Genomic DNA, 25713 nt, shown 5'->3' on the forward strand with positions numbered 1-25713 from the left:
GCGAGTGGTTGCCAGAAAGATGTCCAAAACATGGTGGCGATCGCATATCGATCGAAATGCCGGCTGCCGAACCATCAAAACATCATTAACCATGTCTGACGTTACTCGGGGAACAGCCTGATCGTCGCCACAGGAATAACTCCATCTCGCGCTTTGACAGCCGGAGCGGCAAATCACGCGCTTGGAGGACGTGGGATGATCAAATCGGGGCTCGGCGCCACCATCGCCGTTCTTGTCGCGTCGATCGCGGCGTCCGGGATCCTGCACGTTGCCCTGTCCCAGCACAGGACGCCAGCGAACGCCGCCGTCTCCGGCGAAATTACCTCGTCGATACCGCGCTGACGGTCGCCACGGGATTCCTGTGACAAGCACAGGAATGAGGACAAGAGGGAAAGCCCTGCCGCACCGCAACCGACGCGAGGCAGCTGCCGTATACTGTGGCGTCTCAAAAGACGCACGGCACTGTAGCCTACCGCTTTCTTCGCCCGGCTGCTCGGCTCGCCGGTTGAGTCGGGGCAAACGCCCGTCTCCGCCTATCTCGGCGACACGCAAGTCTCGCCGATCAAGACGTCGGATGGTGTTGTCGCTGTCGTTAGAAGGCGCGGTGATGCGGTTCCGGCCTGAAGTCTCCGAGCTGAGCCAGAAGCTCGTCGCAGGAGCACTTCTTCCTGTCCATAAGGTCGAGGATGCGCCGCGCGGCTCTGTTGGCCTCTGCTCCATCCTTGCCGACATTGTGCAGGGCACACCAGATATCCAGTGCACCGCGCATGACGTCGACGTCATCGGGTGAATAGGCTTGACGCACGAACCCCTCCCAAGGTGTACCTCAACGCGGGTCATCATGGGGCATTTCGGGGGAAATTCAAGAAAATAGTGAGGTACCCCCATAAGTCATATTATTGGGCGTCGGCTCAGGCATTTTCCGCCGAAGCTGACGGCGGAAAAGGTGTCGAACGTGGGATGTCAGAGGCGGCGCTCATCACACGCGGACGCTCTGCTCGACGAAATCCTCCGTTCCGAAGAATTTCAGATAGCGCTCGACTTCGGCGGGATCGCCGGTTGCCTTGCGCGGATTGTCCGAAAGCTTGACGGCCGGCCGACCGTTGGCTTCGCTGACCTTGCAGACGATCGAAATCGGATTGAGGCCGCTGATCTCGGTCGGCGCGCAGCCGGCGAAATCGTTGGTCAGGTTGGTGCCCCAGCCGAAGCTCATGCGCACGCGCCCCTCGAAATGGCGATAGGTCTTGATGATCGTGTCGACATCGAGACCGTCGGAGAAGATCAGCAGCTTCTCGGCCGGATCCCGGGCCATCTTCTTCCACCAGGCGATGATCTTCTCGCCGCCCTCGATCGGCGGAGCGCTGTCCGGCCGGAAGCCGGTCCAGTCCGCCACCCAGTCGGGGGCATTGCGCAGGAAGGCGGCGGTGCCGAACGAATCCGGCAGGACGATCAGCAGATTGCCGCCATAGAGCTGGTTCCAGTCCTGCAGAACCTGGTAGGGAGCCGCGGCAAGCTCCCGGTCGTTGCGGGCGAGCGCGGCCGCCACCATCGGCAGTTCGTGGGCATTGGTGCCGAGCGCCTCCAGATCGTTGTCCATGGCGAGAAGCACATTGCTCGAGCCCGAGAAAGAGGCGCCGATGCCTTCCTTCAACGCCTCCACGCACCAGCGCTGCCACAGGAAGCTGTGCCGGCGGCGCGTGCCGAAGTCGGAAATGCGCAGGTTCGGATATTGCCGCAACTGCTCGACCTTCGACCACATCCTGGCCTTGGCGCGGGCATAGAGCACGTCCAGCGTGAAGGGACCGAGGCCCTTCATCGCGGCGCGCGAGCGCAGCTCGTTGATGATCGCCAGCGCCGGAATCTCCCACATCGTCGTCTCGACCCAGCGGCCGCGGAAAGTCAGCTCGAACTGGCCGTCGCGGCGCGACAGCTCGTATTCGGGCAGCCGGAACCTGGCGAGCCAGGAAAGGAATTCCGGCGAGAAGATCTGCTTGCGGCCGTAGAACGTATTACCGGCGAGCCAGATCATCTCCTTCTTGGTGAACCGCAGGGTGCGGGCGTGATCGAGCTGGTCGCGCAGCTCCTGTTCGTCGATCTCCTCGGCAAGCCGCACGGTCTTGGTGCGGTTGATCAGCGAGAAGGTCGCATCGACATCGGGATAGAGCTGCCAGATCATCTGCAGCATCAGGAGCTTGTAGAAATCCGTATCCAAAAGACTGCGGATGATCGGATCGAGCTTCCAGGTGTGGTTATAGACCCGCCGCGCGATATCGGTCTTTGGCATTTCAGACTACGCTCCTTCTGGATCACGTCTGGCCGAACACCATCATGATCGATTTGGTAACTCGGAGCGATCCCGCTCCTGTGCGGCTAAATGAGTTCGACCCCCGCCTCGCGCATGCGCCGGGTCATCGCCGCAAGCGATCTGTTCAGGTCGATGCCGCGACAGGCGCCGAGCACAACGGAGGTCGAAAAGCCCTGAGCGACCGCATCGAGCGCCGAGTAGGCGACGCAGAAATCGGTCGCGAGACCGCAGAGCGACACTCTGGAGATGCCGCGCTCGCGCAGGTAGCCGGCGAGGCCTGTCGGGGTGCGGTGATCGTTCTCGAAGAAGGCGGAATAGCTGTCGATCTCGGGGCGGAACCCCTTGCGGACGACCAGCTCCGCCCTCGTCCAGCGCAAAGCGGGGTGGAAATCGGCGCCCGGGCTTCCCTGGACGCAGTGGTCGGGCCAGAGCGTCTGCTCACCATAAGGCATCGCTATCGTCTCAAAAGGCGCCTTGCCGGGATGGCTCGAAGCGAAGCTCGAGTGCCCGGCCGGGTGCCAGTCCTGGGTCAGGATGACATGCTGGGCCGCTTCGATCAGGCGATTGACGACCGGCACGATCTCATCGCCGCCCGCGACCGCGAGCGCACCGCCCGGGCAGAAGTCGTTCTGCATGTCGATGACGATCAGGGCATCTTCAGCCATGGGCCACTCCTCGCGATCGCCGACCGTCTTTCGACGATCGGCAAACCGATTTAAGCGCAAGATCAATCACAGAACGCGCGAGGCGGCAAGCATGTTCACCAGGATGCTGGCACGCGACTGGCGAGGTCGTGGAGGCGTATACCCCCACGCTACTTTCAGTTGTTGAGATCGTTGATATTGTCGGCGATATTGACGCCGGAATTCGCAATGCCGATCGGCCGCGCGACGAAATCCAGGAACTTCGTGATGTCGACCGAAGGATGGCGCGAGGCGTAGATGACGTCGCGGTTCTTGACCGGGAAGGTCTGTCCGATGATCAGGCTGTCCGGGTTCGTCATGTTGAAGCGGTAGACGATCGGATAGCGGCCGACGCTGTCGGGCTTCATGCCCTTGCTCAGCATGGAGTTGAAGCGCTCGCGGCCGAGCAGGCTCATGACGATGTCCGGCTCCTCGTAGCGGAAGACGAAATAGCCCTTCGCATCGACGGTGCGATCCGCCCCGCCGCCGGCGAGCGCCACGGCTTCGAGCAGATTGAGGTCGTTGGAGCCGAACTCGACGCGCTGGTTGGCGCGAACCTGGCCGAGGATCGTGAAGGTGCGCGGATCGCGGGTGACGAAAATCTGGTCGCCCGGCTTCACATGGATGTTTTCCGAGGGGCTCTCGATGATCGACTTCAGCAGAACCGTTCCGGTCTTCTTGCCGCGCACCAGCGTGACATAGGTCTCGTAGGGCTGCGCCGAGGGACCGCCGGCCTTGGCGATCACCTCGTTGATCGTTTCACTGACCAGGTTGAGCGGCACCACCGACGGGCGGCCGACGGCGCCCGAGACGGTGACGATGCGCGACGCTGTCGACGTCGAGGTGACGATGACGTCCGGCTCCACGGCCTTCTGCTTCAGAGCATCGAGGATCGCCTGGCGCGCCTGCTCCAGCGTCAAGCCGGCGAAGCGGACCGAGCCAACATAGGGGATCGCCGCCTTGCCGTCGGGCTGGACGACGAGGTCGATGCTCGTCTGTTTCGATTCCGTTGTGGAAAACAGGCCGTCGCTGCCCGCCTCGAAAATGGTGACCTTCAGCTGGTCGCCGACGCCGATCACTACCTGGCCGACGCCGCCGCCGATGCCGAAGCGGCGGCTGAGGGTCGTCGCCACATATTCGGAAACGAGCCGCGCGGACTGGCCGTCGATATCAATGATGTCGAAAACGGTGGCGTTCTTCCTGCCGATCTCCGATCCCGACTGGCCGGCTTCTGCGACGATATCGCTTGTCAGAGGGCCCTCGCCCGGTACAGCCTGACATCCCGCAAGCGCGGTACAAAGCAGAAGGGCAGTCACTCGTTTCACTACGATACTCCGTATTCGGCACAGCGATGATTCCATTCAAAGATCTGCGCCGCATTCGTCCCGGCAGGAATCCGCCGGTCCCTGAAAAGCACAATCGCCGTCCCACAACAAGCCACCCGCCGATAAGCGAGCCAAAATATTAGGAACTGCGCCTTTCCGGCCATACCGCCCCCGAAATCGGTTACGAGCTGTCGCGGTAATTGTTTTGGACGGGTGTTGCAGGCCGTTTATCTAGTCCTTTGGGGTTGAAAGCTAGGCACTATGAGTTAAAAGCTCCCTAATACAGCAGGGGGGACAAAAACGGGGAAAACCACCCAGCAAATCTTTCGCCGATTGCAATTTCCGTTTGACGTTGCAATTGGCTAGGACAATTTTAACGGCAGTTCTAGAGCGTTCGATCATACATGACTGTTGAAATCATAGGGCGTGCATGCCTGGCACCTGGAGCGGAATCGCCGCAGGCGCTGTTCAAAATCCTTCGTCAAGGCATGTGCACCGTGTCCAGCGTGCCGGGCGACCGTTGGGACTTGGCGCGTTTCTGGCACCCGGTGATGGGAACGCAGGGCAAGACCTATTCGTTTGCCGCCGGCGTTCTCGACACGATTTATGATTTCGATCCGGCCGTGTTCGGCATGTCGCAGCGCGAGGCCATGTACATGGACCCGCAGCAGCGGGTGCTGCTGCGGCTTGCCTGGCGCGCGCTCGAGGACGCAAACATCTCGATAGCGTCGCTGCATGGCGAGAATGTCGGCGTCTATATCGGGGCATCGAGCCTCGATCACGCCAACCTGACGGTCGAGGACCCGGCTGCCGCAGGCCCCTATTTCATGACGGGCAATACGCTCTCGATCGTCTCCAACCGAATTTCGCATGTTTTCGGGCTAAGCGGCCCGAGCATGACCGTCGACACCGCCTGTTCGTCCTCGCTCGTGGCACTCGACCAGGCGATGCGGGCGCTCGACGCCGGTGAGATCGACACGGCGATCGTCGGCGGCGTCAATATTCTCGCCCACCCGCTCCCCTTCGTCGGCTTCGCCCAGGCGCGCATGCTGTCGCCGGAGGGGCTCTGCCGCGCCTATGACAACGACGGCGCCGGTTATGTCCGTGCCGAAGGCGGCGTCGTCTTCGTCCTGCGGCGGTCGGATCGCGCCCGCCGGGAGAGGGACAGGAGCCATGCGAGGATCGTCGCCTCCGGCGTCAACTCGGCCGGCCGCACCAACGGTATCTCGCTGCCTTCGCGCGAGGCGCAGGCGAACCTGCTCCGAGCAATCTACGAGGGCAACGACATCGACGCCAATCAGGTGGCCTTCGTCGAGGGCCACGGTACGGGCACCAAGGTCGGCGACCCGGCGGAGGTGTGGTCCATCGGCACGGTCATCGGCGCCAAGCGCCGGGCTCCGGTGCCGATCGGCTCGATCAAGTCGAATATCGGCCATACCGAGCCGGCCTCCGGTCTGTTCGGGATGATGAAGGCCGTTCTGGCGCTCGAGCACAACTACCTTCCGGCTTCGCTGCACTTCGACACGCCGAACGAGCATATCGATTTCGAGGGCCTTAACGTCCGCGTGACGGCCAATCCGATCGAGCTCCTGAGGGGCAAGCGCGCTCGGCTTGCCGGCATCAACTCCTTCGGCTTCGGCGGCGCCAACGCCCATGTCGTCATCAGCGATCCCGATCCGGTCGCACAGGAAAAGGCAACGGCTGGATCGGCCGGACACGTGTTTCTCGCAAGCGCCCACACGCAGTCGAGCCTCGAAAACCTGCTCAAGGACTACAAGGCGACGTTCGCGAGCGCTTCCAAGGAACAGACACGCGCCATCATCGCTGCTTCGGGCTCGAACCGCACCCATATGCGCCACCGTTTCGCGGCGCGCAGCGACCATCCCGAGGACATCGTCCGGGCGATTGCCAGCCACCTCGAGAAGCCGGGCTCCGATGTCGGCGAGGTCGGCGAGGCGCCCGTCAAGAATGCTCAGGTCGCCTTCGTCTTCTCCGGCAACGGCTCGCAATGGGCCGGCATGGGCGTCGAGGCCTTCCGCGAAAACCTGCACTTCCGCCAGTCCTTCACCTCCGTCAGTGCGCTCTTCAAGTTCCACGCCGATATCGATCTCAAGGACCTCTTGACCGATCCGGAGCTGGACAAGAGGCTCGCGGACACCAAGATCGCCCAGCCGCTGCTGTTCGCGATCCAGGCCGCACTTTCCGACTCGCTCGTGGCGATGGGCATCACGCCGGCCGCCGTGTTCGGGCATTCCGTCGGCGAGATCGCCGCAGCCTATGCGGCAGGCGCCCTGTCGCTGGTCGATGCCGTGTCGATCGTCGCAAAGCGCTCGCTGCACCAGGATCTGCTGGCGGGCCAAGGCACGATGGCAGCCGTGATGCTCGGCGAGGAAGCGGCCAACGCCTTTGCTGAGGCGCGCGGTCTCGACGAACTCTGCGTGGCTGCCGTCAACGCGCATAATTCGGTGACGATTTCAGGGCCGGCACACGAGATTACCGCCTTCCGCGACGCCGCTCGCAAGGCGAAGATCCCGGTTCAGATCCTCGACATCAACTACCCGTTCCACCATCCGATCATCGACCGGGCGAAAGAGGCGTTCCTTGCCGATATTCCCGATATCGCCCCGCGCCGGACGGAGCTGACCTACCTCTCGACGGTCACCGGCAGTGCGCTCGACGGCACGGAGCTCGATCCCGATTATTGGTGGAAGAACGTCCGCGAGCCGGTGCGCTTCCAGGCGGCCGCCGAGGCGGCGCTCGCGCTCGGCTGCCGTTTGTTCATCGAAATCTCTCCGCGTCCGATCCTCGCCTCCTATGTCAAGGAGACGATCAAGCAGGCCGCGGTTCCGGCGACGGTGGTACCCACCTTGCTTCGCGACGCCGGAGAGAAGGGGCAGGACCCGATCTCCGCATCTATGGCGCGGGCCGTCGCGCACGGCGCGGCAGTCGACCGGCCGAGCGTCTACGGCAAGCGCGACGCCTTTATCGAACTGCCGACCCTGCCGTTCGAACCTGTCGAACTGCGCCCGCAGTCCACCACTGACGCGACCGACCTCTTCGGTCGTTCCGGCAAGCCCTACCGCCTTTCGGGCTGGCGGAGCGACCCGAACAGCGGCAGCTGGAAGAACCATGTCGACGCGCATCTCTTCCCGGATCTCGCCGAACACGTTGTCGACGGCAAGGCGATCCTGCCGGGCAGCGGTTTCATAGAAGTGGCCGTCTCGGCTGCGCAGCAATATTACGGCAGCGACGAGGTCGAGATCACCAATCTCGAGATCGTCCGGCCGCTCGAACTCAGCGACAGCCGGATCATGGAGCTCTCGACCACGCTGTCGCCGGAGACCGGCGACATCGAGATCCGTTCGCGTGAACGCCTGTCGGAAGACGACTGGGCGGTGCATGCGGTGGCGAGAAGCCGCAAGCCGATAGCCGGAGCGAACGGAAAACTGCCCTCCATCTCCGGTCTGGCCAAGACAGGCACCGTCACTCCGGCGAAGGCCTACGACACGGCAAGGCAGTTCGGGCTCGACTACGGCCCACACTTCCAGTTGCTCGCAAAGGCGGTCGCCTACGGGGAACGGCTGATCGAAGTCGAGCTGAAGGCACCGGCCGAAGCAGGGCATCCACTCGTTCGATATGCGCTCCATCCGATCTCCGTCGACGCGACCTTCCACGGGCTGGTGGCCCTCTTCGACCGCTTCACCGGCGAAAAGGGCGGCGCGCCTTACATTCCGGTCCGCTTCGGTTCGGTACGAGTCGTCAATGCAGGCAGGCCGATTGCCCGTGCGACGATCGAGATCCAGCGTGTCAGTGCCAATTCGATCAAGGCACGGTTTCACTTCTTCGATGCGGCGGGCGAGCCGGTTGCGCAATTCGACGATTGCCGTTTCCGCCGAACCTATCTGCGCAAGCACAAGACGCTCGACGGACTGTCCTTCCATTACGAGTCGGTTCTGTCCGATGTGATACTGACCGGCACGAAGCTGGCCGGGACGGTGCCGGCGAAGCTTGCGGAAACGACCGGCGCCGACAGCGGCGTCGACAATGCGACACTGCTCTTCAATGCGTCCATCTATCGCGCCTGTCATGAAATCGCTCTCAAGCTGGCGCGGGGAAAGAGCACGATCCAGAGCAATGGCTTGCCTGGCGATTTCGCGTTCCAATGCTTCCTGACGAACTGCCTCTACGCACTCGAGGATGCCGGGCTCTGTGAACACCTGAACGGCAGCTGGAAAATCGCGCCGGAGTTCACCCTTCCGACCGTCGAAGAGATCCTCGGCGAGCTCTATGGTGAACGTCCCGACCGCGCCGTCGAAGCGGTGCTGATCAACAACGCCTATGCGGAAGCGATGAGCCGTCTCGACGTGCTGCTGGCCGGAACTGGCGAACCTGCGGCTTTCCAGTCGGGTTTCATCAGCGAGGCGACGCTCGACCATCAGGCTGTCCATTCGGCGGCAAGCCGTTCGCGCATGGATCAGGTCCTCGGCATGGTCGAACACGCCTTGGCCGCGCAGGTGAATGGCGCTCGACTTCGCATCGTCGAGTTCGGCAGTGTCTCCGCAGGGTTCACGCGGCGCTTGGCCGATCTGGCGGCACGGCATGGAACGACCCTTTCGGTCGTCGAGCCGCGCGACAATGCCCAGCGCAATCTCGAAATCGCATTCGAGGAAGACGCCCATGTGCGCATTCTGAAGAAGAGCGAATTCACCGCGATAGGGCCCTTCGATCTCGCCGTCAGCGCTTCGGACAACCTGTACCAGTTGATCGAAGAGGACGCCGACATTCGCGTTGCGCTGCGTTCGATGTTGCGCGAAAGGGGCGCGCTGGTCGCTGCCGTCAGTGCTCCGTCGATCTTCGGCGACTTCGCCTTTGGTCTCTCCGACGGCTGGTTCGAACGCAGCCAGACCGCGGAGTTCGCGATCGGCAAGCTCGCCGCGGCGTCGCACTGGCAGAAATGTCTGACCGATCTCGATCTCAGCGACGTCAGCGTCAGCGATTGCGAGTGCCCGCACGGCACCACGATCCTGATCGAGGCACGCGGCACTGCCGTCGCGGCAGGGCCGGCGGCAAACGATGCCGGTGCAAATCCGTATCTGGTGGTCGAAACGGACGCCCGGCACGGCCCGACTCCTGCTGGGGCCATCCCCGTCTCCGTCTCGGGCGATATGGCCGCTGATGTCGCCCTGCTAAGCGCAGCGCTCGACAGGCTCGGCGAAAACCCGGTCCGCGCGGTTTTCGTGTCCGCGGCGGCAGACCACGCCGGCGACGTCGATTCCGCCTCGCTGCAGACGCAGGTGCTGGCGCTCAGCGCCTTTGCGGAAGCGCTGAAGCAGCGTGCCGGGAGCTCCGAGCCTGCCGGAGCCGAGCGTCCCCGCCTCGTGCTGGTGGCGCCGGGCGGCGCACCGGTGTCGCGATCCGCAAGTTCGGGCGTGAATTCGGGATTGTGGACATTCGTCCGCGTGTTGCAGAACGAATACGAATTCCTCGACGTTCATTCGCTCGATTTCTCCGATCCTGTCGGTGCGAGCCACGAGGACATGCTCGCTTCGGCGCTGCCGCTGCTCTCCATCCAGGGTTCCAACCGCGAGTGGCTGCTTGATCGGGCGACGGGCCTGGTCTCGGAAATCCGGGCCGTGTCCGGTCCTGCCGCCAGGACCGAAGGCAAGATCAGCGCTTTCTCGGCCGCTACCATTCGCCAGCGCGTCAGTTCCCAGGTCAGCAGCATCGCCTGGGAAGAAACCGATGTGCCGCGGGCGGGACCCGGTGAGATCGTCGTCTCCGTTGCCGCTACGGGGCTGAACTTCCGCGACGTCATGTGGGCGATGGGCCTATTGCCGGAAGAGGCGCTTGAGGACGGGTTTGCCGGCGCGACGATCGGCATGGAGCTTTCCGGACATGTGGTCGAGGTCGGGGAAGGCGTTGACGATCTCGCCGTCGGCGATGCGGTGATGGCGATTGCGTCTGCCGCCTTCTCGACGCATGCGGTCGTCTCCCGCGCGGGCGTCGCCAGACTGCCGCAGACGATCAGCCCGGTGGCCGCTGCCACGCTGCCGGTCGCCTTCCTCACCGCCTATTATGCGATGGTCGAGCTCGGCCGTATCCGGGCAGGCGAGACGATCCTCATCCACGGTGCTGCCGGCGGGGTCGGCCTCGCTGCACTCCAGGTCGCCAAGCTGAAGGGCGCCAAGGTCATCGCCACGGCTGGAACCCGCGAAAAGCGACGTTTCCTGACGATGCTCGGGGTCGATCACGTGTTCGATTCCCGTTCGCTCGGCTTCGTCAATGACGTTCGCGCCGTGACCGGCGGCGAAGGGGTGGACCTCGTCCTCAACTCGCTCTTCGCCGAGGCGATGGAGCAGAGCCTCGCCCTCGTCAAACCTTTCGGGCGGTTCCTGGAACTCGGCAAGCGCGACTATTACGCCGACAGCAAGATCGGCCTCAGGCCGTTCCGGCGTAATGTCAGCTATTTCGGCATCGACGCGGACCAGCTCCTCGTCAACCAGCCGGAACTGACCAAGCGCATCTTCCTGGAGATCGGCGAACTCTTCGAGGAAGGCAGGCTGACGCCTCTTCCCTATCGCGCCTTCGATTTCGACGAAATCGGCAATGCCTTCCGGCTGATGCAGAACGCCGGCCATATCGGCAAGATCGTCGTTCTCCCGCCGGTCGCCGGCAAGCACGAGATTGCCGCCAACCCGCGCAGGGGCATGAAGGTCGATCCGGACGGCATGCACCTCGTCGTCGGCGGCATCGGCGGCTTCGGCCTCGCCGCTGCCAAGTGGCTCGTCGAGAAGGGCGCCCGCCACATCGCTCTCTGTTCACGCCGCGGCCAGCCGGATGCCGAGACGAGCGCGACGATCGAGCGCTGGCAGAAGGCCGGCGTGTCGGCATCGCTCCACGCCTGCGACGTCACCGATGCCGCCGCGGTGGAAGCGCTTCTTGCGACACTTCGGGCGCAGGCGCCGCTGCGCTCGATCGTGCATGCGGCAATGGTGCTCGACGATGCACTGATCGGCAACTTGAACCGCGAGCGCAACCGCCCGGTCATCGATGTGAAAGCCAAAGGAGCGGCGATCCTCGACCGTCTCACGCGCGGAGACGCACTCGACAACTTCATCCTGTTCTCCTCCGCAACGACGCTGGTCGGCAATCCGGGCCAGGCGAACTATGTGGCCGCCAACGGCTACCTTGAGGGCCTCGCCCGCGCACGGCGCGCAGAGGGACGGGCCGGGCTGGCAGTCGGCTTTGGCGCCATTGCCGACGCCGGTTATTTGACGCAGAACGCCGACGTCAACGACCTTCTCTCCAAGCGCATCGGCAAGACGGCGCTCAAGGCCCAGGTGGCGCTCGATATGGTCGAGAGCCATATCGCCGCCGATCCGGGTACCGTCGATGCCGCCGTTGTGATGATCTCGGAGATCGACTGGGCGGCGGCGCGCAATCTGCCGGTTGCCCGAAACGCGCTCTTCGAGGTGATCCTGCGCAGCGCCGACCAGCACGCCTCCGGCGCCGAGGGCGCCAAGATGGACCTCGTGGCGATGATCGAGGGCAAGTCGCCCCAGGAGGCGGAGGACATTCTGTTCGACCTGGTCGCGGGCGAGATCGCCGCTATTCTCCGCGTGGCCAAGGATACGGTGACGCGCGGCAAGATCCTGAAGGAAATCGGCCTCGACAGCCTGATGGCGGTCGAGCTCGGCATCAGCTTCCAGCAGAATACCGGATTCGACATGCCGCTCAGCGGCGTCGCCGACAACACGACCGTGGGGGACGTTGCGCGCAAGCTCTATGAAAAGGTAAGCAAGCGCGACCAGAGCGACGATGCCGAAACCGCCGACGACAAGCTCGTCACCGAACTCACGCAACGCCATATCGGAGCAGCCAAGGAAAAAGCACTGAGCCAATGAGCAACGACGGAAACGGCCAGACCTTCTCCAAGATGAACAGCAGCCTCAAGGAGAACCTGCTGGACAGGATGAGGAACACCCATCAATCCTCCGAGCGCAACCGTATGGCGCGCTCGGAGCGGGAGTTGCCGCCTGCTCCGCGTCGCCAGCAGGCCCGCTTCGAGGATTTGCCTGAATACAAGCAAGTGCAGGCCCAGAAGCTGGTGAGCCAGCAATTCGGCATCGCCAATCCGTTCTATCGCGCGCATCAGACCGCGGCCGGCGCGACGACGGTGATCGACGGCCGCAAGCTCATCAACTTCGCTTCCTATGACTATCTCGGGTTGAACCGCCACGCCCACGTCCTCGACAGGGCGCGCGAGACGATCGAGTCCTTCGGGATCTCCGCCTCGGCGAGCAGGCTTGTGGCGGGCGAAAGACCGGTGCATGTCGAGCTTGAGGAGCGGATCGCGCGGTTCTACGGTGTCGAGGCGGCCGTCTGCTTCGTCAGCGGCTATCTCACCAATGTGGCGGCCATAGGCTGTCTGTTGGGGCCGAAAGACCTCGTCATCCATGACGAGTTCATCCACAACAGCGCGCTTGCCGGCATCAAGCTTTCGGGTGCCGCGCGCCGCCTGTTCAAGCACAACGATACGGCCGACCTGGAACATGTTCTCCGCACCGTTTCAGGCGACTATCGCCACATCATGGTGATCGTCGAGGGCATCTATTCGATGGACGGCGATGTCGCCAACCTGCCGGCGCTTTTGAAGCTCAAGGCCGAATTCGGCTTCTGGCTGATGGTGGACGAGGCCCATTCGCTGGGGGTCTTGGGTAAGCGGGGCAAAGGCTTGGCGGAGCATTTCGGCGTCGATCCGCGCGAGGTCGACATCTGGATGGGGACGCTGTCGAAAACCACATCGAGCTGCGGCGGCTACGTCGCCGGCAGCGAGGCGCTCGCGGCCGTGCTGAAGGCCTCGGCCGGCGGCTTCGTCTACAGCGTCGGCCTCGCGCCCGTTCTCGGCGCATCGGCGGTCGCGAGCCTCGACGTTCTCGAACGGGAGCCGGAGCGCACCGCGGCGCTGAGGCGCAATGGCGGCCTGTTCCTGAAGCTCGCCAAGGAGGCCGGCCTCGACACCGGCTTGAGCGGCGGTTACTCGGTCGTGCCGGTGATCGTCGGCGATTCGCTCAGGGCCGTACAGCTTTCGAACGACCTGCTCGCCGCCGGCGTCAACGTGCTGCCGATCATTCATCCCGCCGTACCGGAGGGGATGGCACGGCTGCGCTTCTTCATCACCAGCGAACACACGGAGGAGCAGATCCGCCGTACCGTGACGCTGACGGCCGAGCGCCTGAAGGATCTCACCGAACGGAATTTCGGCCTCGGCGGGGTCGATATCGATCAGATGCTGAAGGCCCTCTCGGCACGCTAATGCATGTCGCCCAAAAGTGTGCAGCGGTATTGGGACAACGACATGCATAAAACAAACACCTAAAGCGCGTCGCGTGAACCCGTTTGAACGCGACACGCTTTAGACATCGTCGTTGCCCAAGGGCTGCAGCTTGCAGGCAGGTTTACTGGATGACCCATGTGATCATAACCGGCGGCTCCAGCGGCATAGGCCTGGCACTCGCATCGATCTACGCGGGCCGCGGTGCGCGGCTGTCGCTCGTTGCGCGCTCGCGCGATCTATTGGACCTGGCGGCGCAGAAGCTCGTTGCCAAGCACGGCGCGCGAGCCGGCGACCTCCATATCGAAACGGCCGATGTCGCGAACGAGGCAGAAATCGGCCCGGCGATTGGCCGCTGCATCGAGGCGCTGGGCCCCTGCGACATTCTCGTGACCTCCGCGGGCATTGTCGAACCGGCGCCGTTCGAAGTCACGTCGAGCACCGCCTTCCGCCGCCAGATGGAAACGAACTTCTCCGGCACTGTACATGCGGTGCGTGCCGTCTACCCGGACTTGGCCCGGCGGCGGCGTGGACACATCGTGATGATTTCCTCCGGTGCCGGACTTGTCGGCATCTACGGCTACACGGCCTATTGCGCGTCGAAGTTCGCCCTGCGCGGCTTTGCCGAGGCGCTGCGCTGCGAAGCGCGCTGCCACGGCGTCGGCGTCTCGGTAAGCTTTCCGCCGGATACGGAGACGCCGCAATTCGACCGGGAAATCGCAGAGCGCCCGCGGGAGGCAAGTGTGGTGATGGGGGCTGTGCGCCCGTGGACGGCCGAAGCCGTTGCCAGGAAGATCATCGAAGGCGTCGATCGGAACAGGTTCGAGACCTATTTCGGCCTCACTCTTTTTCTGCTTGGGCGCTTCGGGCCGGCCGTTCGGCCGCTCATCAACTGGTGGTTCGACCGGGCGATCGCGCGCAGTCGTGGACGGTGACTGTGGAATTCCCTGCCGCGCTTGTGCCTGCAGGAGTTAGCATTTAAGTGTCGGGCGGAGACCTGCCGGCGAGGCGCGGAAATGGCTCGAAGGTAACGGATTGGCGCTACTTCCCTTTGAATTGCACGACTATCCGGCAGCGTTGACGCTCGGCTGCTACCTGCTGTCCTGCGGTGTGATCTTCTTCACCGACCGTTTTGCGCTGCCGAAGCGCGAGCGGCGGAAGAACGCGTCTCCCCATGGCCGCAACCAAAACAGTATCGACGCCCTCGCCCGCCTGCCGGTCATTGCGCTCGTCTTTGCCGGCTTCTTCGCGATCTCGTGGAGGCCGCTTTACGCCGCTGCCGGCACCATGAGCTTCTTCATCATCTTCACGGGCATCTCCCGCGCGAAGTTCAAGTTCATCCGCGAGCCGCTGGTCTTCTCGGACATCGCGCTCGTAGCCGACGTGTTCAAATACAAGTCGATCTTCTACGCGACGTCGCTGAACATCGTGTTCTGGATCGTCGCTTTTCTCTACGTCTTCGGCGTCTCGGGCCTGTACATGTATTTCGAGCCGAGCATCCTGCCGGCCCGGGACAGGGCGTTCTGGGTCGCAGTGATGGTCGCAGCGGCAAGCCTGCCCTGGATCTCGCTGTTCTATGGCCCGGTCAATCGCCCGACGGCGGCGCTCGTGCAGCGGCTGGTGGGGAAGAAGGTCAACGTCAAGATGAGCACGGTGCGTTTCGGCACCTTCGGCTCGGTGGTCTTCCACTTCATCGTCTGGCTTGGGGTCAAGCGTGAGAAGATCGTCGCCGAACTCTCGGAACGCCTTCGAGCCGCGGTCCACGAACTGATCGGCCACGAGGAGGCGCCGCTCATCGTCGTCTGGCAATCGGAATCCTTCATCGACATGCGGCACTTCGGGGTCGACACGATCAAGTTGCCGACGATCGACGGGCTACGCCAGCAAGCGGCGCAGTGGGGGCGGTTGAGCAACGTTTTCGAAGGCGGCTACACGCTGCGAACCGAGTTCGCGGTCTTGAGCGGCCTGGTGCCGGACGATATCCACGTCGACGCGAGCTATCCCTATCTTCGCGCCGCCCACTATGCGGATGTCGTCTGGCCGGGAAAGTTGAAGCGGGCCGGCTGGCGCACGCATTTCATTCATCCCTACGACCGGACGTTCTTCCTGCGCCACAAGGCCATGCCGGTTTTGGGCTTCGACAAGCTCACTATGCTCGATGCATTCGACCATGATGCTTCTCAGGACGGTCTCTATGTCTCCGACGCCGTGCTGACCGCGCGAGTTCTAGAGGAGGCAGAGACGCTTCCCGACGAAGACAGCGGCTTCTTGTTCGTCGCCTCGATGGCCAATCATGGCCCTTGGGAGCCCGGCCGCGCTGGAACGCTCACCAATCCGGTCGAGATCTACCTGGCGATCCTCGAGCAATCGGATGCCGCATTGAAGAAGCTGGTCGACGGTCTCGACAGGCTGGACCGCCCGGTATGGCTCGTCTTCTACGGCGATCATGCGCCCCTCCTGAAGTCCTTTGCCGATCCGTTTCCCGACCCGCGCACGGATTATTTCGTCGTCCCGCTAGCCAAGGCCCGCCCGGCAAATCACCGGCCCAGACCTCCGCAGGACGAGGACCCGTGGAATCTACTGCGCGCCCTGCTGAAGCACGCCAAGCTGCACAAGGACGCGCTGCAATAGCGGCGGCGGTGGGGAACTTGCAGCATGACGGCAGGCACGACGATCCAGCAGCGACCACGACGGACTTTCCTGTTCCTGCAGGGCCCCTCGTCGCCGATCTTCGCCAAGATCGCCGCGCGGCTCGAGGCTTTCGGCCATACCTGCCTGCGGATCAACCTCAATGCGGGCGACCAGATCTTCTGGCGGCGTGGCGGCGCGCACAACTATCGGGGCTCGATCGCCAATTGGGCCGCTTATGTGGAGGAATTCATCCGCCGCCATTCGGTCAGCGACCTCGTCCTGCTCGGCGAGGAACGCCCCTATCACCGGCTAGCGGTCGCTGCCGCGCGCCGACTCTCAGTTGAGGTTTTCGTCGTCGAGATGGGGTATCTGAGACCCGACTGGCTGACGCTCGAGCGCGGCGGCATGTCGTCCAATTCGCATTTCCCTGCCGACCCGCAGCAGATCCTGCAAGCGGCGGCCGGGTTGCCGGAACCGGACTGGCGGCGGCGGCACACGCAGACCTTCCTTGCCGAAGCGGCCTATGACCTTCTCTACAACCTGCCGAACGTGTTCTTCTGGTTCCTCTTTCCTGGTTATCGCCGGCACGCGATCTTTCATCCGCTGGCGGAATATGCCGGCTGGGTGAGGCGCCTGGCGGCAGCCAAGCGCCAGCAAAGAGCCGCAAACCGGCTGATCGGATCACTCACGTCGGCGGGCACGCCCTATTTCGTCTACCCGCTGCAACTCGAAACCGACTTCCAATTGCGGGCGCACTCTCCCTTCAACAGCCAGAAGGAGGCGATTGCGGATATCCTCGCCTCTTTCGCACGCCATGCACCGGCCGCCAGCAGGCTTGCCATCAAGGTGCATCCGCTCGATAACAGCCTGATCCCCTGGCGCAGGATCATTTCAAAGCAATCGACGGCGCTCGGAATCAACGAGCGCGTCATCTATCTCGACGGCGGAAATCTGGATCTGCTGGCGGAGAAGAGCGCCGGCATGGTGACGGTCAACTCGACCGCCGGGCTGCATGCATTGAAACAAGCCAAGCCCGTGAAAATCCTGGGCAGAGCCGTTTTCGACATCGCAGGGCTTACGGACCAGCAGCCGCTCGATGCGTTCTGGGCGGCGCCGCAGGCGCCGGATCCGGAGTTGGGTGCGGCAATGTTCCGGCTGATGGCGGCATCGATCCAGGTTCGCGGCAACTTTTATTCTGTCGCCGGAACCGATGCCGCGGCTGACGCCATCGCCGAGCGGCTGCACGGCAACACCGTCAACCAGCCCGGCGCCTTCATCGATCCGCCGCCCCGGCGAAAGCCGCAAAAGAGGGCAAGCGCTTCCCGTCAGGCAACGCCGGCGCGCAACAGGTCGTGAATATGCAGGATGCCTTCAGGCATCCCTGCCTCGTTGACGAGGAACAGCACGGTGACCTTGTGCTCCTGCATGAATTCCATTGCGGCGCTTGCCAGCACGTCTCCCTGCACCACCTTCGGATGATGCGACATGATCTCTTCGACCGGCTGGCCAAGCAGGTCGCCGGTCATGTGCCGGCGCAGGTCGCCGTCGGTGATCACGCCGACGAGCACGCCGCCGCCGTCCACGATGCCGACGACGCCGAAGCCCTTCGCCGACATCTCGATGACAGCCTCGCTCATCGGCCGGCCGACGGCGAGCAGCGGCATCTGGCTGGTCACATGCGCGAGCTCGTGTACCAGCCGCAATTGCGCGCCGAGCTTGCCGCCCGGGTGGAAGGTCTTGAAGTCCTCGGCGGAAAATCCGCGCCGCTCCAGAAGCGCGATCGCCAGCGCATCGCCGACGGCGAGCTGCAGCATGGCCGAGGTCGTCGGCGCCAGCCCGTGCGGACAGGCCTCCGGCACTTTTGGAAGTACGAGGGCGATCTCGGAATTGCGCGCCAGGATGCTGTCGCGGTTGGAGGAGATCGACACGATCGGCACCTTGAAGCGCTTGGCGTAGGTGAGCATGTTGGCGAGTTCCGCCGTCTCGCCCGACCAGGAGAGCAGGATCAGCACGTCATCGGAGGTGACCATGCCGAGATCGCCGTGGCTTGCCTCCGTCGGGTGGACGAAATAGGCCGAGGTGCCGGTGGAGGCCAAGGTCGCGGCGATCTTGCGGCCGATGTGGCCGCTCTTGCCGACGCCCGAAACGACGACGCGGCCATGGCCATCACCGACCAGCTCGACCGCCTCGACGAGGCTGCGCGCGAAACCTTGATCCGCCGCCAGGTGCTCAGCCAGGGCCTTGATGCCGTTGGTGGCCGTCGTCAACGTCCGGCCGATCGAATCCAGAACGGCGCTCGGGGAAGACCCCTCGGCCTTTACGTGTCGCAAGCCCATCATCAATCCCGGTTTCACAAACGATACGATCGCAAGCCGCCTCTAGCGACCGCGCTTGGAATATAAAAGCCAGATATGCCCTTTTTTCCCGCAAACCAAGCCTCCAACACCGTGTTTCGGCCAAACCAGCCAATTTTCGCGGCGCTCACGCCAGCGGATCCGATTTTCCACAGGCGTGTTCGGCGGCAAAGACCTCCGGCCGGCGAGCGTCGAGCGAGGCGAGAACCGGGGGATCGCTCGCCTGACGTCATGGAAACGCGCCCTGACACAGGCTTCGGGCTCCATGAAGTCCTGGCGAACCTTGTCGGCCGCGGCGCGGAAGCTGCAGCCGACGTTCGATAACTGGGGATCATTGGCTACGGGCGGCGGCGGCGCAAGAATCACGCCGCGGCGCCGGCTTGGTGTTTGGGTGCGGCCTGGCCGGCAAGCAGGTGCCGTATGGCGGCGCGCGCTTCATCGGCGGAGCCGAAACGTTGCGCGTCGAGATCCCAGACGTGATACTTGACGGCCAGGAACTTCAACCGGTCCTGGTCCGGGACGACGACGCCAACGGCCTCTCCGCCATATTCGATAACTTGCTTGTTCATGCGAATAACGCTCCTCCACGCCTGGGGCGCGGATCATTCAATTCTCGGCAAAAGGTGAATTTGGTAAGTTCGAACAGTCACATTCGGCAAAGCGTGCGAATGAGACCTTTCACTGTTGCACGACAAAGGGAACGAGAGCCGCAGAAGGCGGCGGTCGAGACAATTCTGGACATGTCACTCTCCTTCGGCTGAGCGCGGCACATGGCGCCGCGGCGGTTCATGAACAATGCGAGGCGGAATCCTTCCGCGTCACGGTTTGCAAACTAGAATAATCTACCAATTTAGTCAATTACAAAAACGAGAAAGCGGAAAATAATTCTCCTCATCCCGTTTCTGGTCGCCTCGTAGACAATTCCATTGCGTCCCCTGCAGGGGCATCTCCTATCTAGGTAGCGCCGAATCGACCTGCAAGCGACGATTCGCATAAAGGCAGCACTTTCGGACGAAAAAGGGGCAGCCCCGTGAGGCTGCCCCTGCTGTCGGTAATGGAGGCGGCGGACGTCAGACCGCCGGCGTGCCTGGCTGCGCGCTGGAGCGGCCGGCCTCGCGATCCTTCCACCAGCGGCTGAGGAACAAGAGGATCGGCCCGCCGATATAGATCGACGAGGTCGTCGCGACGATGACGCCGAAGATCATCGGCCAGGCGAAGCTGCGAACCGCCTCGCCGCCCCAGATGGCCATCGGCACCAGCGAAAGCGCCGTCGCCATCGAGGTGAAGATGCATCGCGCGATCACCTGGTTGATGCTCATGTCGATGAGGTCGGAGAAGGGCATCGACTTGTACTTGCGCAGGTTCTCGCGCATGCGGTCGTAGACCACCACTTTGTCGTTCACCGAGTAGCCGATCATCGTCAGCAATGCGGCGATCGCCGTCAGGTTGAAGTCGATGCCCGTCAGCGCAAAGAAGCCGACGGTCTTGGTGATGTCGAGCAAAAGCACCGCGATCGCGCCGACGGCGAAGTGCCATTCGAAGCGGAACCAGATGTAGAGCAGGATCGCCACCATCGCGAGGCCGACGGCGAGGAAGCCGGAACGAGCCAGCTCGCCGCTGACCGTCGGGCCAACGACTTCGGTGCGCTCCATGCTGGCGCCGGGGATGGCGGTCGTCACGGCATCCTTGATGCGGTTCAGCGCCGCCGTCTGTTCCTGCTCGCCGCCCGGCTGGCGCTGGACGCGAACCAGCACCGACTGACCGCCGCCGAAGTCCTGCAGCGCAACCTCGCCAAGATTGAGCTCTTCGAGGCTGTGGCGCAGCGTCGGCAGGTCGATCTTCTCCTTCGACACCGCCTCGACCTGGATGCCGCCGATGAAGTCGATGCCGTAGTTGAGCCCCGGCGTGAAGAACAGGATGACGGAGCTGATCGACAGGAAGGCCGAGAAGCCGATAGCCTGGAAGCGACGCTTCATGAAGGAGAAGGTCGGCAGGTGCGGGACGCGCCCGAAGAGCGACGGGATCTCCAGCTTCTTCATCTTGCGGCGCACGACGACCTCGCGCATCAGCAGGCGCACGACGGTGACCGAAGTGAACATCGAGATGACGATGCCGAGCATCATGGTGACCGCGAAGCCGCGGACCGGGCCGCTGCCGAGCCAGAACAGCAGAACCGTGCCGGCAAGCGTGGTGACGTTGGAATCGAGAATGGTCGCGTAGGCCTTGTTGAAGCCGACGTCGAGCGCCTTCATCGCACCGGCGCCCGCTTCCGTTTCTTCGCGGATACGCGCGTTGATGAGAATGTTGGCGTCGACCGCCATGCCAATGCCGAGGATGATGCCGGCAATGCCTGGCAAGGTCAGCGTCGAGCCGATCAGGCCGAGAACACCGATCGTCAGGATGGTGTGGAGCACCAAGCCGACATTGGCGATCATGCCCCAGGCACCATAGAGAACGATCATCAGCGTCACGACGAGGCCGAAACCGGCAAGACCGGTGTAGAGGCCCATACGGATCGAGTCGCTGCCGAGGTTCGGCCCGACCGAGCGCTCTTCGATGATGGTGAGCGGTGCCGGCAAAGCGCCGGAACGCAGCAGTGCCGAGAGGACCGTGGCCTCCTCGACCGTGAAGTTGCCGCTGATCTGGCCACGGCCGCCGAGGATAGGCTCGTTGATGACCGGAGCCGTCAGGACCTTGCCGTCGAGGACGATGGCAAATGGACGGCCGACGTTTTCACGGGTGATGTCGGCGAACTGGCGGGCGCCGAGCGAGTCGAAGGCGAAATCCACGACCGGCTGGTTGTTGCGCTGGTCGAAGCCGACCTTCGCATCCTCGAGGCGTTCGCCGGAAATGGCGACGCGGCTTTCGACCGGATATTTGTTGCCGTCATCGGCGCCCGGCAGGATATCGACGCCGCGCGGGGCAGGCTGCGTGATGTCGACGCTCTGGTCGAGCATGTGGAAGCTCATCTGTGCCGTCGAACCGAGCAGTTCGCGCAGACGCGTCGGATCCTGGAGGCCCGGCAGCTGGACGAGAATGCGGTTCGAACCGATGCGCTGGATCAGCGGCTCGGCGACGCCGACCTGGTCGACGCGGTTGCGGATGATTTCAAGGCTCTGCTCGACCGCCTTGGTCATGCGGTCGGCAAGACCTGCCTCGGTCATCGCCAGCGTGATGACGTCGCCGGTGGTCGTCACCTCGACTTCAGTAGCGGCGGCGCCGAAACCGACCGTGCCGATGGGCGCGGCCAATTCCTGCAGCTTCGGCAGGACCTTTTCCCGATCGGCGGGATCGGCGACGTTTACCGTCACGCTGTTGCCGCTGATTCGCGCCGAAGAGGCGGAGACGCGCTCGCCGCGCAGGACGCGCCGGGTGTCGTCGAGAAGCGAGTTGAGGCGAGCCTTCTGCAGCCCCGCCCCGTCGACCTCGAGCACGAGGTGCGAACCGCCGCGAAGGTCGAGGCCGAGGGTGACCGGCTTGAAGGGAAGCACGGAAGCGAATCGCTCCCGCACGGCCGGCGTCAGCACGCTCGGCACCGCCGCGAGGCATCCGAAGATAATGATCGCGACATAGGCGAGAACCGCCCATCTGGATGTACGCATGTGGAAATTCCAAAAACGCCTGAGCGCGCCTTCTTTGGCACCGATCGGGCTAGGTTTCATCGAGGCCGGAGTGAAAGCTCCGCCGAATTCTCAATCGCAATTCAGGCCGCGGGCGGTCCGCGGATACGCTCGCTCTCGTGGCGGGAGCCGATTGCGCCTTCCGTGCGCGGATAACCGAGGAGCCGAGTGTCCTCATAGATCGGCAAGGTCACAGCTTCGGCCGCAAGCACCGCGGACGGGTCGCCGCCGAGCGTCACCTTTCCTTCGGGCCGCTCACCACTGATGCGCAATTCCGGCAAGGCGACGGCACGGGAAATCTGGCGGGCGGCGGGACGATCGGGCGATCCGCCATCGGGCGCGGAGACACTGCCGGTCTGCGCGCCCACACGGCCGGAAACGCTCTGCCCGACGGCGATGACCTGCATGGCAAAGGAAGCGCAGAACAGCCACAGCACGGCAAGGAGCCGGCCGGCCTGCATGTTCCTGCTGCCACCACCCAAGCGGTCCATCGAGGACGCGGTTCCTTTCTCTCGGCGCCTTAGCGCCCGCGAGATAAAATTCAGCCCGATCCCCAGCCTAGTGGAAGAACATGGCCGGATTCGAGCAGGCGCCCTTAACACCATTCCGGGGCGCAAAAGTCAAATGCGGCGCGGCCCGATCGTTGTCAGGCAGCGAGGCCGGCGGTCCTTTCCTGATGGATCTCGATCAGCGACGGACCCGACCGCGAAGCGGCATCCGCCAGAGCACGCGGCAGGTCCTCGATATTCGCCAGCCGCTCAGCCGGGACGCCATAAGCCTTGGCAGTCAACAGGAAATCCGGCGCGGAAGGCTTCACGCCTTCCGGCGTGACACCGGCTTCGACCATGTGGGATTCGATCTCCCGGTAGCCGTCATTGTTCCAGACGAGGAAGGTCACCCGGGCCGCGGCATCTACCGCCGAGCCGATCTCGGCCAGCGAAAACTGGAAGCCCCCGTCGCCGACAAGGCAGACGACCGGCTTTTCCGGATCGGCAACCGCCGCGCCGACGGCCGCGGGAGGCGCATAGCCGAGCGACCCATAGCCGGTGGCGGAGTTGAACCAGGCGCGCTGCCGCGGCGCATCGCAGTAGAGGTTGCCGGCATAGACCGCCTGGGTCGAATCGCCGACGATGGTGCAGTCCGGAAGGGCCTTGTAGATCAAGTCGATCACACGGACTTCGGCACGCATCTTCGGTGTCATTTCCTTCAGCGCCGCCATGCGCGCCGCATCGGCCCGCGACGCGCCGTCCCTTGCGGGCGTGTGGCCGGGCAGGAAACCCAGCATCCCCGCCGTCGCGGCCTTTGCCCCGGAAAGGATCGACAGCGCCGCCTGCGGCCCGCGCGCCAGCTGCGCGGCGTCGATGTCGGTGCGGATCAAGTTGCGAAGCACGGGAAAACCGCCATCGGCATAGAGGTCGTAGTCGGTCTGACCCATCTCGGTGCCGAGCGCCAGCACGAGATCGGCATCGCGCAGCAAGGCGCGGACGGCCTTAAGGCTCGGGCTTGCCGGAACGCGCAAGGGATGGCCGGCCAGCATGCCGCGGGCGTTCACCGTCGTAACCACCGGCGCGCCGATCTGCTCGGCGAGCGCCCGTACCTCCGCCTCTGCCGTCAGCGCCCCGCCACCGCAGAGAACGACGGGGCGCGAGGCTTCCGCGCAGAGGATCGCCGCCCTCTGCAAGGTTTCGCTGTCGGAGCGCGGGCGGGTCGCCGCCGCTGGCTTGATGCCCTTGCTCTCGATCCGCTCGACCATCACGTCGGTCGGGATCTCGATATGCACAGGCCCGGGCCGCCCGGAAAGCAGCACGGCAAAGGCACGGTCGACGACCAGCGGCAGGTCGGCCGGATTGATCAGCGTGTGCGAATAGAGAGCCAGGGTCTTCATCATCCCCTGCTGGTCGGGCAGTTCGTGCAGCAGCCCACGGCCGTGCCCCAGCGAGTCGCGCCGGTTGACGCCGGAAATGACCAGCATCGGGATCGAATCCTGCCGCGCCTGCGCCATTGCCGTGATCGTATTGGTGAGGCCAGGTCCGGTGATGACCAGCGCCACACCCGGCTTGCCGCTGACGCGCGCATAGCCGTCGGCCATGAAGCCGGCGCCCTGCTCATGACGGGGCGTCACATGGCGGATCTTCGAGGCCGAAAGCCCACGATAGAGCTCGACGGTATGAACGCCTGGAATGCCGAACACGACTTCGACGCCGTTTGCCTCGAGCAGATCGACGAGGACCTCGCCGACGGTTTTCATTTCGACGCTCATGCGCGGCGCTCCTTTCGAGTCGTACAACGTTCGGCCAGAGCGGCGATCCGGCGGCATGCCTCGTCTATATCCTGATCCGGTACGGTGAGGCTGACCCGCAGGAAGTTCCGCGCCTCGTTGCCAAAGGACGAACCCGGCATCACCGCCACACCCTCCTCTTCGAGCAGCGCCCAGGCAAAGGCCTCGCCCGAGAGACCCGTTCCGGAGACGTCGATCAAGGCGAACATGCCGGCTTCCGGCGGCAGAACCGAGATGCCCGGCGTCCGGGCGAGAGCGACCGCCATCCGGCCGGCGCGTCGCCTGTAAGCCTCGCGCATCTGCCGCGCCGTATCGATGTCATGCGTCAGTGCGTAGGCGGTCATGTCGGCGATGAATGGCTGCTGGCCGAAAAGCATGGTTTCCGAAACCGCCAGGAGGCGATGCGTGAACTCGGCCGGGCCGATCGCCCAGCCGCTGCGGAAGCCGGGAGCGGCATGCGACTTCGAAATAGACGAGACGACCACGGTGCGCTCGGCGAGATCCGGATCGTCGAAAGGGGACGCGAAGACGGCGTCAAAAACCAGTTCCTCATAGACCTCGTCGCAGACGATCCACAGATCGTGGCGGCGCGCAACCTCGCCGATTGCCGAGATCTCCGCCGCCGTCAGCACGGCACCGGTCGGATTATGCGGCGTGTTCAAGAGAAGGACACGACAGTCGGGCGTAACCGCCCGCTCCAGGTCCTCCGCCCGCATGTGAAAGCCGTGTTCCGGCTTCAACGGCACGAGAACGGGATGGGCGCCTGTCGAACGGATGACGCCCTCGTAGGTGGCATAGAGCGGATCGCCGACGAGCACGCCGTCGCCTGCTTCGGCCAGCCCCAGCATCACCGCGAAAAGCGCCGTCTGGGTGCCGGGGAAACAGAGAATGTTCTCCGCCGTCACATCGGCGCGGCGGCGACGATATTTTTCCGCAAGCGCGGCGACGAGGGCCGGCTCGCCGCGGCCATTCGAATAACGGTAGCGCCCGGCATCCATGGCGCGCTGGCACTCGTCGAGAAGGGCGCGGTCGGGCGGCAGGTCAGGCTCGCCGATGGTGAGCTCGATGAGATCCGCGCCGCTTGCCTTCAGCTGGCGTGCCCCAATGTGCAGCGACCATTTGCCGGAGCCAAGGTCCGCCAGGCGCGAGGTGATCGACGCATAACGCATGGTGCTTTCTCCCG

16 protein-coding genes are annotated in these 25713 nt (G+C 63.9%); 6 read left to right on the forward strand and 10 right to left on the reverse strand.

Annotated elements, in window-relative coordinates; genetic code table 11:
* Positions 1 to 195 precede the first annotated feature (195 nt).
* On the forward strand, positions 196 to 342 hold the full coding sequence (locus tag AU381_RS30275; protein WP_082909741.1) for a hypothetical protein: 147 nt from the start codon (positions 196 to 198) through the stop codon (positions 340 to 342).
* A gap of 250 nt (positions 343 to 592) precedes the next feature.
* Here AU381_RS30275 and AU381_RS09215 read toward each other — a convergent pair whose 3' ends face one another.
* The 4 genes from AU381_RS09215 to AU381_RS09230 all read right to left on the reverse strand — a co-directional run bounded on the left by AU381_RS09215 (position 593) and on the right by AU381_RS09230 (position 4313).
* On the reverse strand, positions 593 to 805 hold the full coding sequence (locus tag AU381_RS09215) for a hypothetical protein (RefSeq protein ID WP_064241419.1): 213 nt from the start codon (positions 803 to 805) through the stop codon (positions 593 to 595).
* Between the two features lie 174 nt (positions 806 to 979).
* On the reverse strand, positions 980 to 2284 hold the full coding sequence (pncB, locus tag AU381_RS09220) for a nicotinate phosphoribosyltransferase (protein WP_064241420.1): 1305 nt from the start codon (positions 2282 to 2284) through the stop codon (positions 980 to 982).
* Between the two features lie 86 nt (positions 2285 to 2370).
* A complete protein-coding gene (gene pncA, locus AU381_RS09225) occupies positions 2371 to 2970 on the reverse strand; it encodes a bifunctional nicotinamidase/pyrazinamidase (protein WP_064241421.1) in 600 nt (199 codons plus the stop codon).
* Between the two features lie 155 nt (positions 2971 to 3125).
* Positions 3126 to 4313, reverse strand: coding sequence for a polysaccharide biosynthesis/export family protein (locus AU381_RS09230; protein ID WP_064241422.1), 1188 nt, complete (start codon positions 4311 to 4313; stop codon positions 3126 to 3128).
* A gap of 404 nt (positions 4314 to 4717) precedes the next feature.
* Here AU381_RS09230 and AU381_RS09235 point away from each other — a divergent pair, with 404 nt between their 5' ends.
* From AU381_RS09235 to AU381_RS09255, 5 genes are all read left to right on the forward strand, one after another.
* Positions 4718 to 12217 (forward strand): type I polyketide synthase, encoded by a 7500-nt coding sequence (locus AU381_RS09235; protein WP_064241423.1) that lies wholly within the window; start codon positions 4718 to 4720, stop codon positions 12215 to 12217.
* Entirely contained in the window at positions 12214 to 13629 is a 1416-nt protein-coding gene (locus AU381_RS09240; protein WP_064241424.1) for an aminotransferase class I/II-fold pyridoxal phosphate-dependent enzyme, read from the forward strand. Before AU381_RS09235 ends, AU381_RS09240 begins: the two co-directional genes overlap by 4 nt.
* Before the next feature lie 149 nt (positions 13630 to 13778).
* A complete protein-coding gene (locus AU381_RS09245) occupies positions 13779 to 14582 on the forward strand; it encodes an SDR family oxidoreductase (protein WP_064241425.1) in 804 nt (267 codons plus the stop codon).
* Positions 14583 to 14682: 100 nt separating this feature from the next.
* Entirely contained in the window at positions 14683 to 16278 is a 1596-nt protein-coding gene (locus AU381_RS09250; protein ID WP_064241426.1) for an LTA synthase family protein, read from the forward strand.
* 24 nt (positions 16279 to 16302) lie between these two features.
* A complete protein-coding gene (locus tag AU381_RS09255; RefSeq protein ID WP_064241427.1) occupies positions 16303 to 17634 on the forward strand; it encodes a capsule biosynthesis protein in 1332 nt (443 codons plus the stop codon).
* On the opposite strand, the gene AU381_RS09260 is transcribed toward AU381_RS09255, so the two are convergent.
* From AU381_RS09260 to AU381_RS09285, 6 genes are all read right to left on the reverse strand, one after another.
* The gene (locus AU381_RS09260; RefSeq protein ID WP_064241878.1) at positions 17604 to 18614 is read right to left on the reverse strand and encodes a KpsF/GutQ family sugar-phosphate isomerase; all 1011 of its coding nucleotides are present in this window, start codon (positions 18612 to 18614) and stop codon (positions 17604 to 17606) included. The genes AU381_RS09255 and AU381_RS09260 overlap by 31 nt on opposite strands.
* 380 nt (positions 18615 to 18994) lie before the next feature.
* Positions 18995 to 19201 carry a hypothetical protein gene (locus tag AU381_RS09265; protein ID WP_064241428.1) on the reverse strand — a complete coding sequence of 69 codons (207 nt, stop codon included), beginning with the start codon at positions 19199 to 19201 and terminating at the stop codon, positions 18995 to 18997.
* A 501-nt stretch (positions 19202 to 19702) separates the two neighbouring features.
* Positions 19703 to 22234, reverse strand: coding sequence for a protein translocase subunit SecD (gene secD / locus AU381_RS09270; RefSeq protein ID WP_064241429.1), 2532 nt, complete (start codon positions 22232 to 22234; stop codon positions 19703 to 19705).
* 101 nt (positions 22235 to 22335) lie between these two features.
* Positions 22336 to 22743 carry a hypothetical protein gene (locus AU381_RS09275; RefSeq protein ID WP_064241430.1) on the reverse strand — a complete coding sequence of 136 codons (408 nt, stop codon included), beginning with the start codon at positions 22741 to 22743 and terminating at the stop codon, positions 22336 to 22338.
* Positions 22744 to 22898: 155 nt separating this feature from the next.
* On the reverse strand, positions 22899 to 24512 hold the full coding sequence (locus tag AU381_RS09280) for a 5-guanidino-2-oxopentanoate decarboxylase (RefSeq protein WP_064241431.1): 1614 nt from the start codon (positions 24510 to 24512) through the stop codon (positions 22899 to 22901).
* Entirely contained in the window at positions 24509 to 25699 is a 1191-nt protein-coding gene (locus tag AU381_RS09285; RefSeq protein ID WP_064241432.1) for a pyridoxal phosphate-dependent aminotransferase, read from the reverse strand. Before AU381_RS09285 ends, AU381_RS09280 begins: the two co-directional genes overlap by 4 nt.
* Positions 25700 to 25713 lie beyond the last annotated feature (14 nt).

The sequence above is a fragment of the Sinorhizobium glycinis genome (assembly GCF_001651865.1).
GTDB classification, from domain to species: domain Bacteria; phylum Pseudomonadota; class Alphaproteobacteria; order Rhizobiales; family Rhizobiaceae; genus Sinorhizobium; species Sinorhizobium glycinis.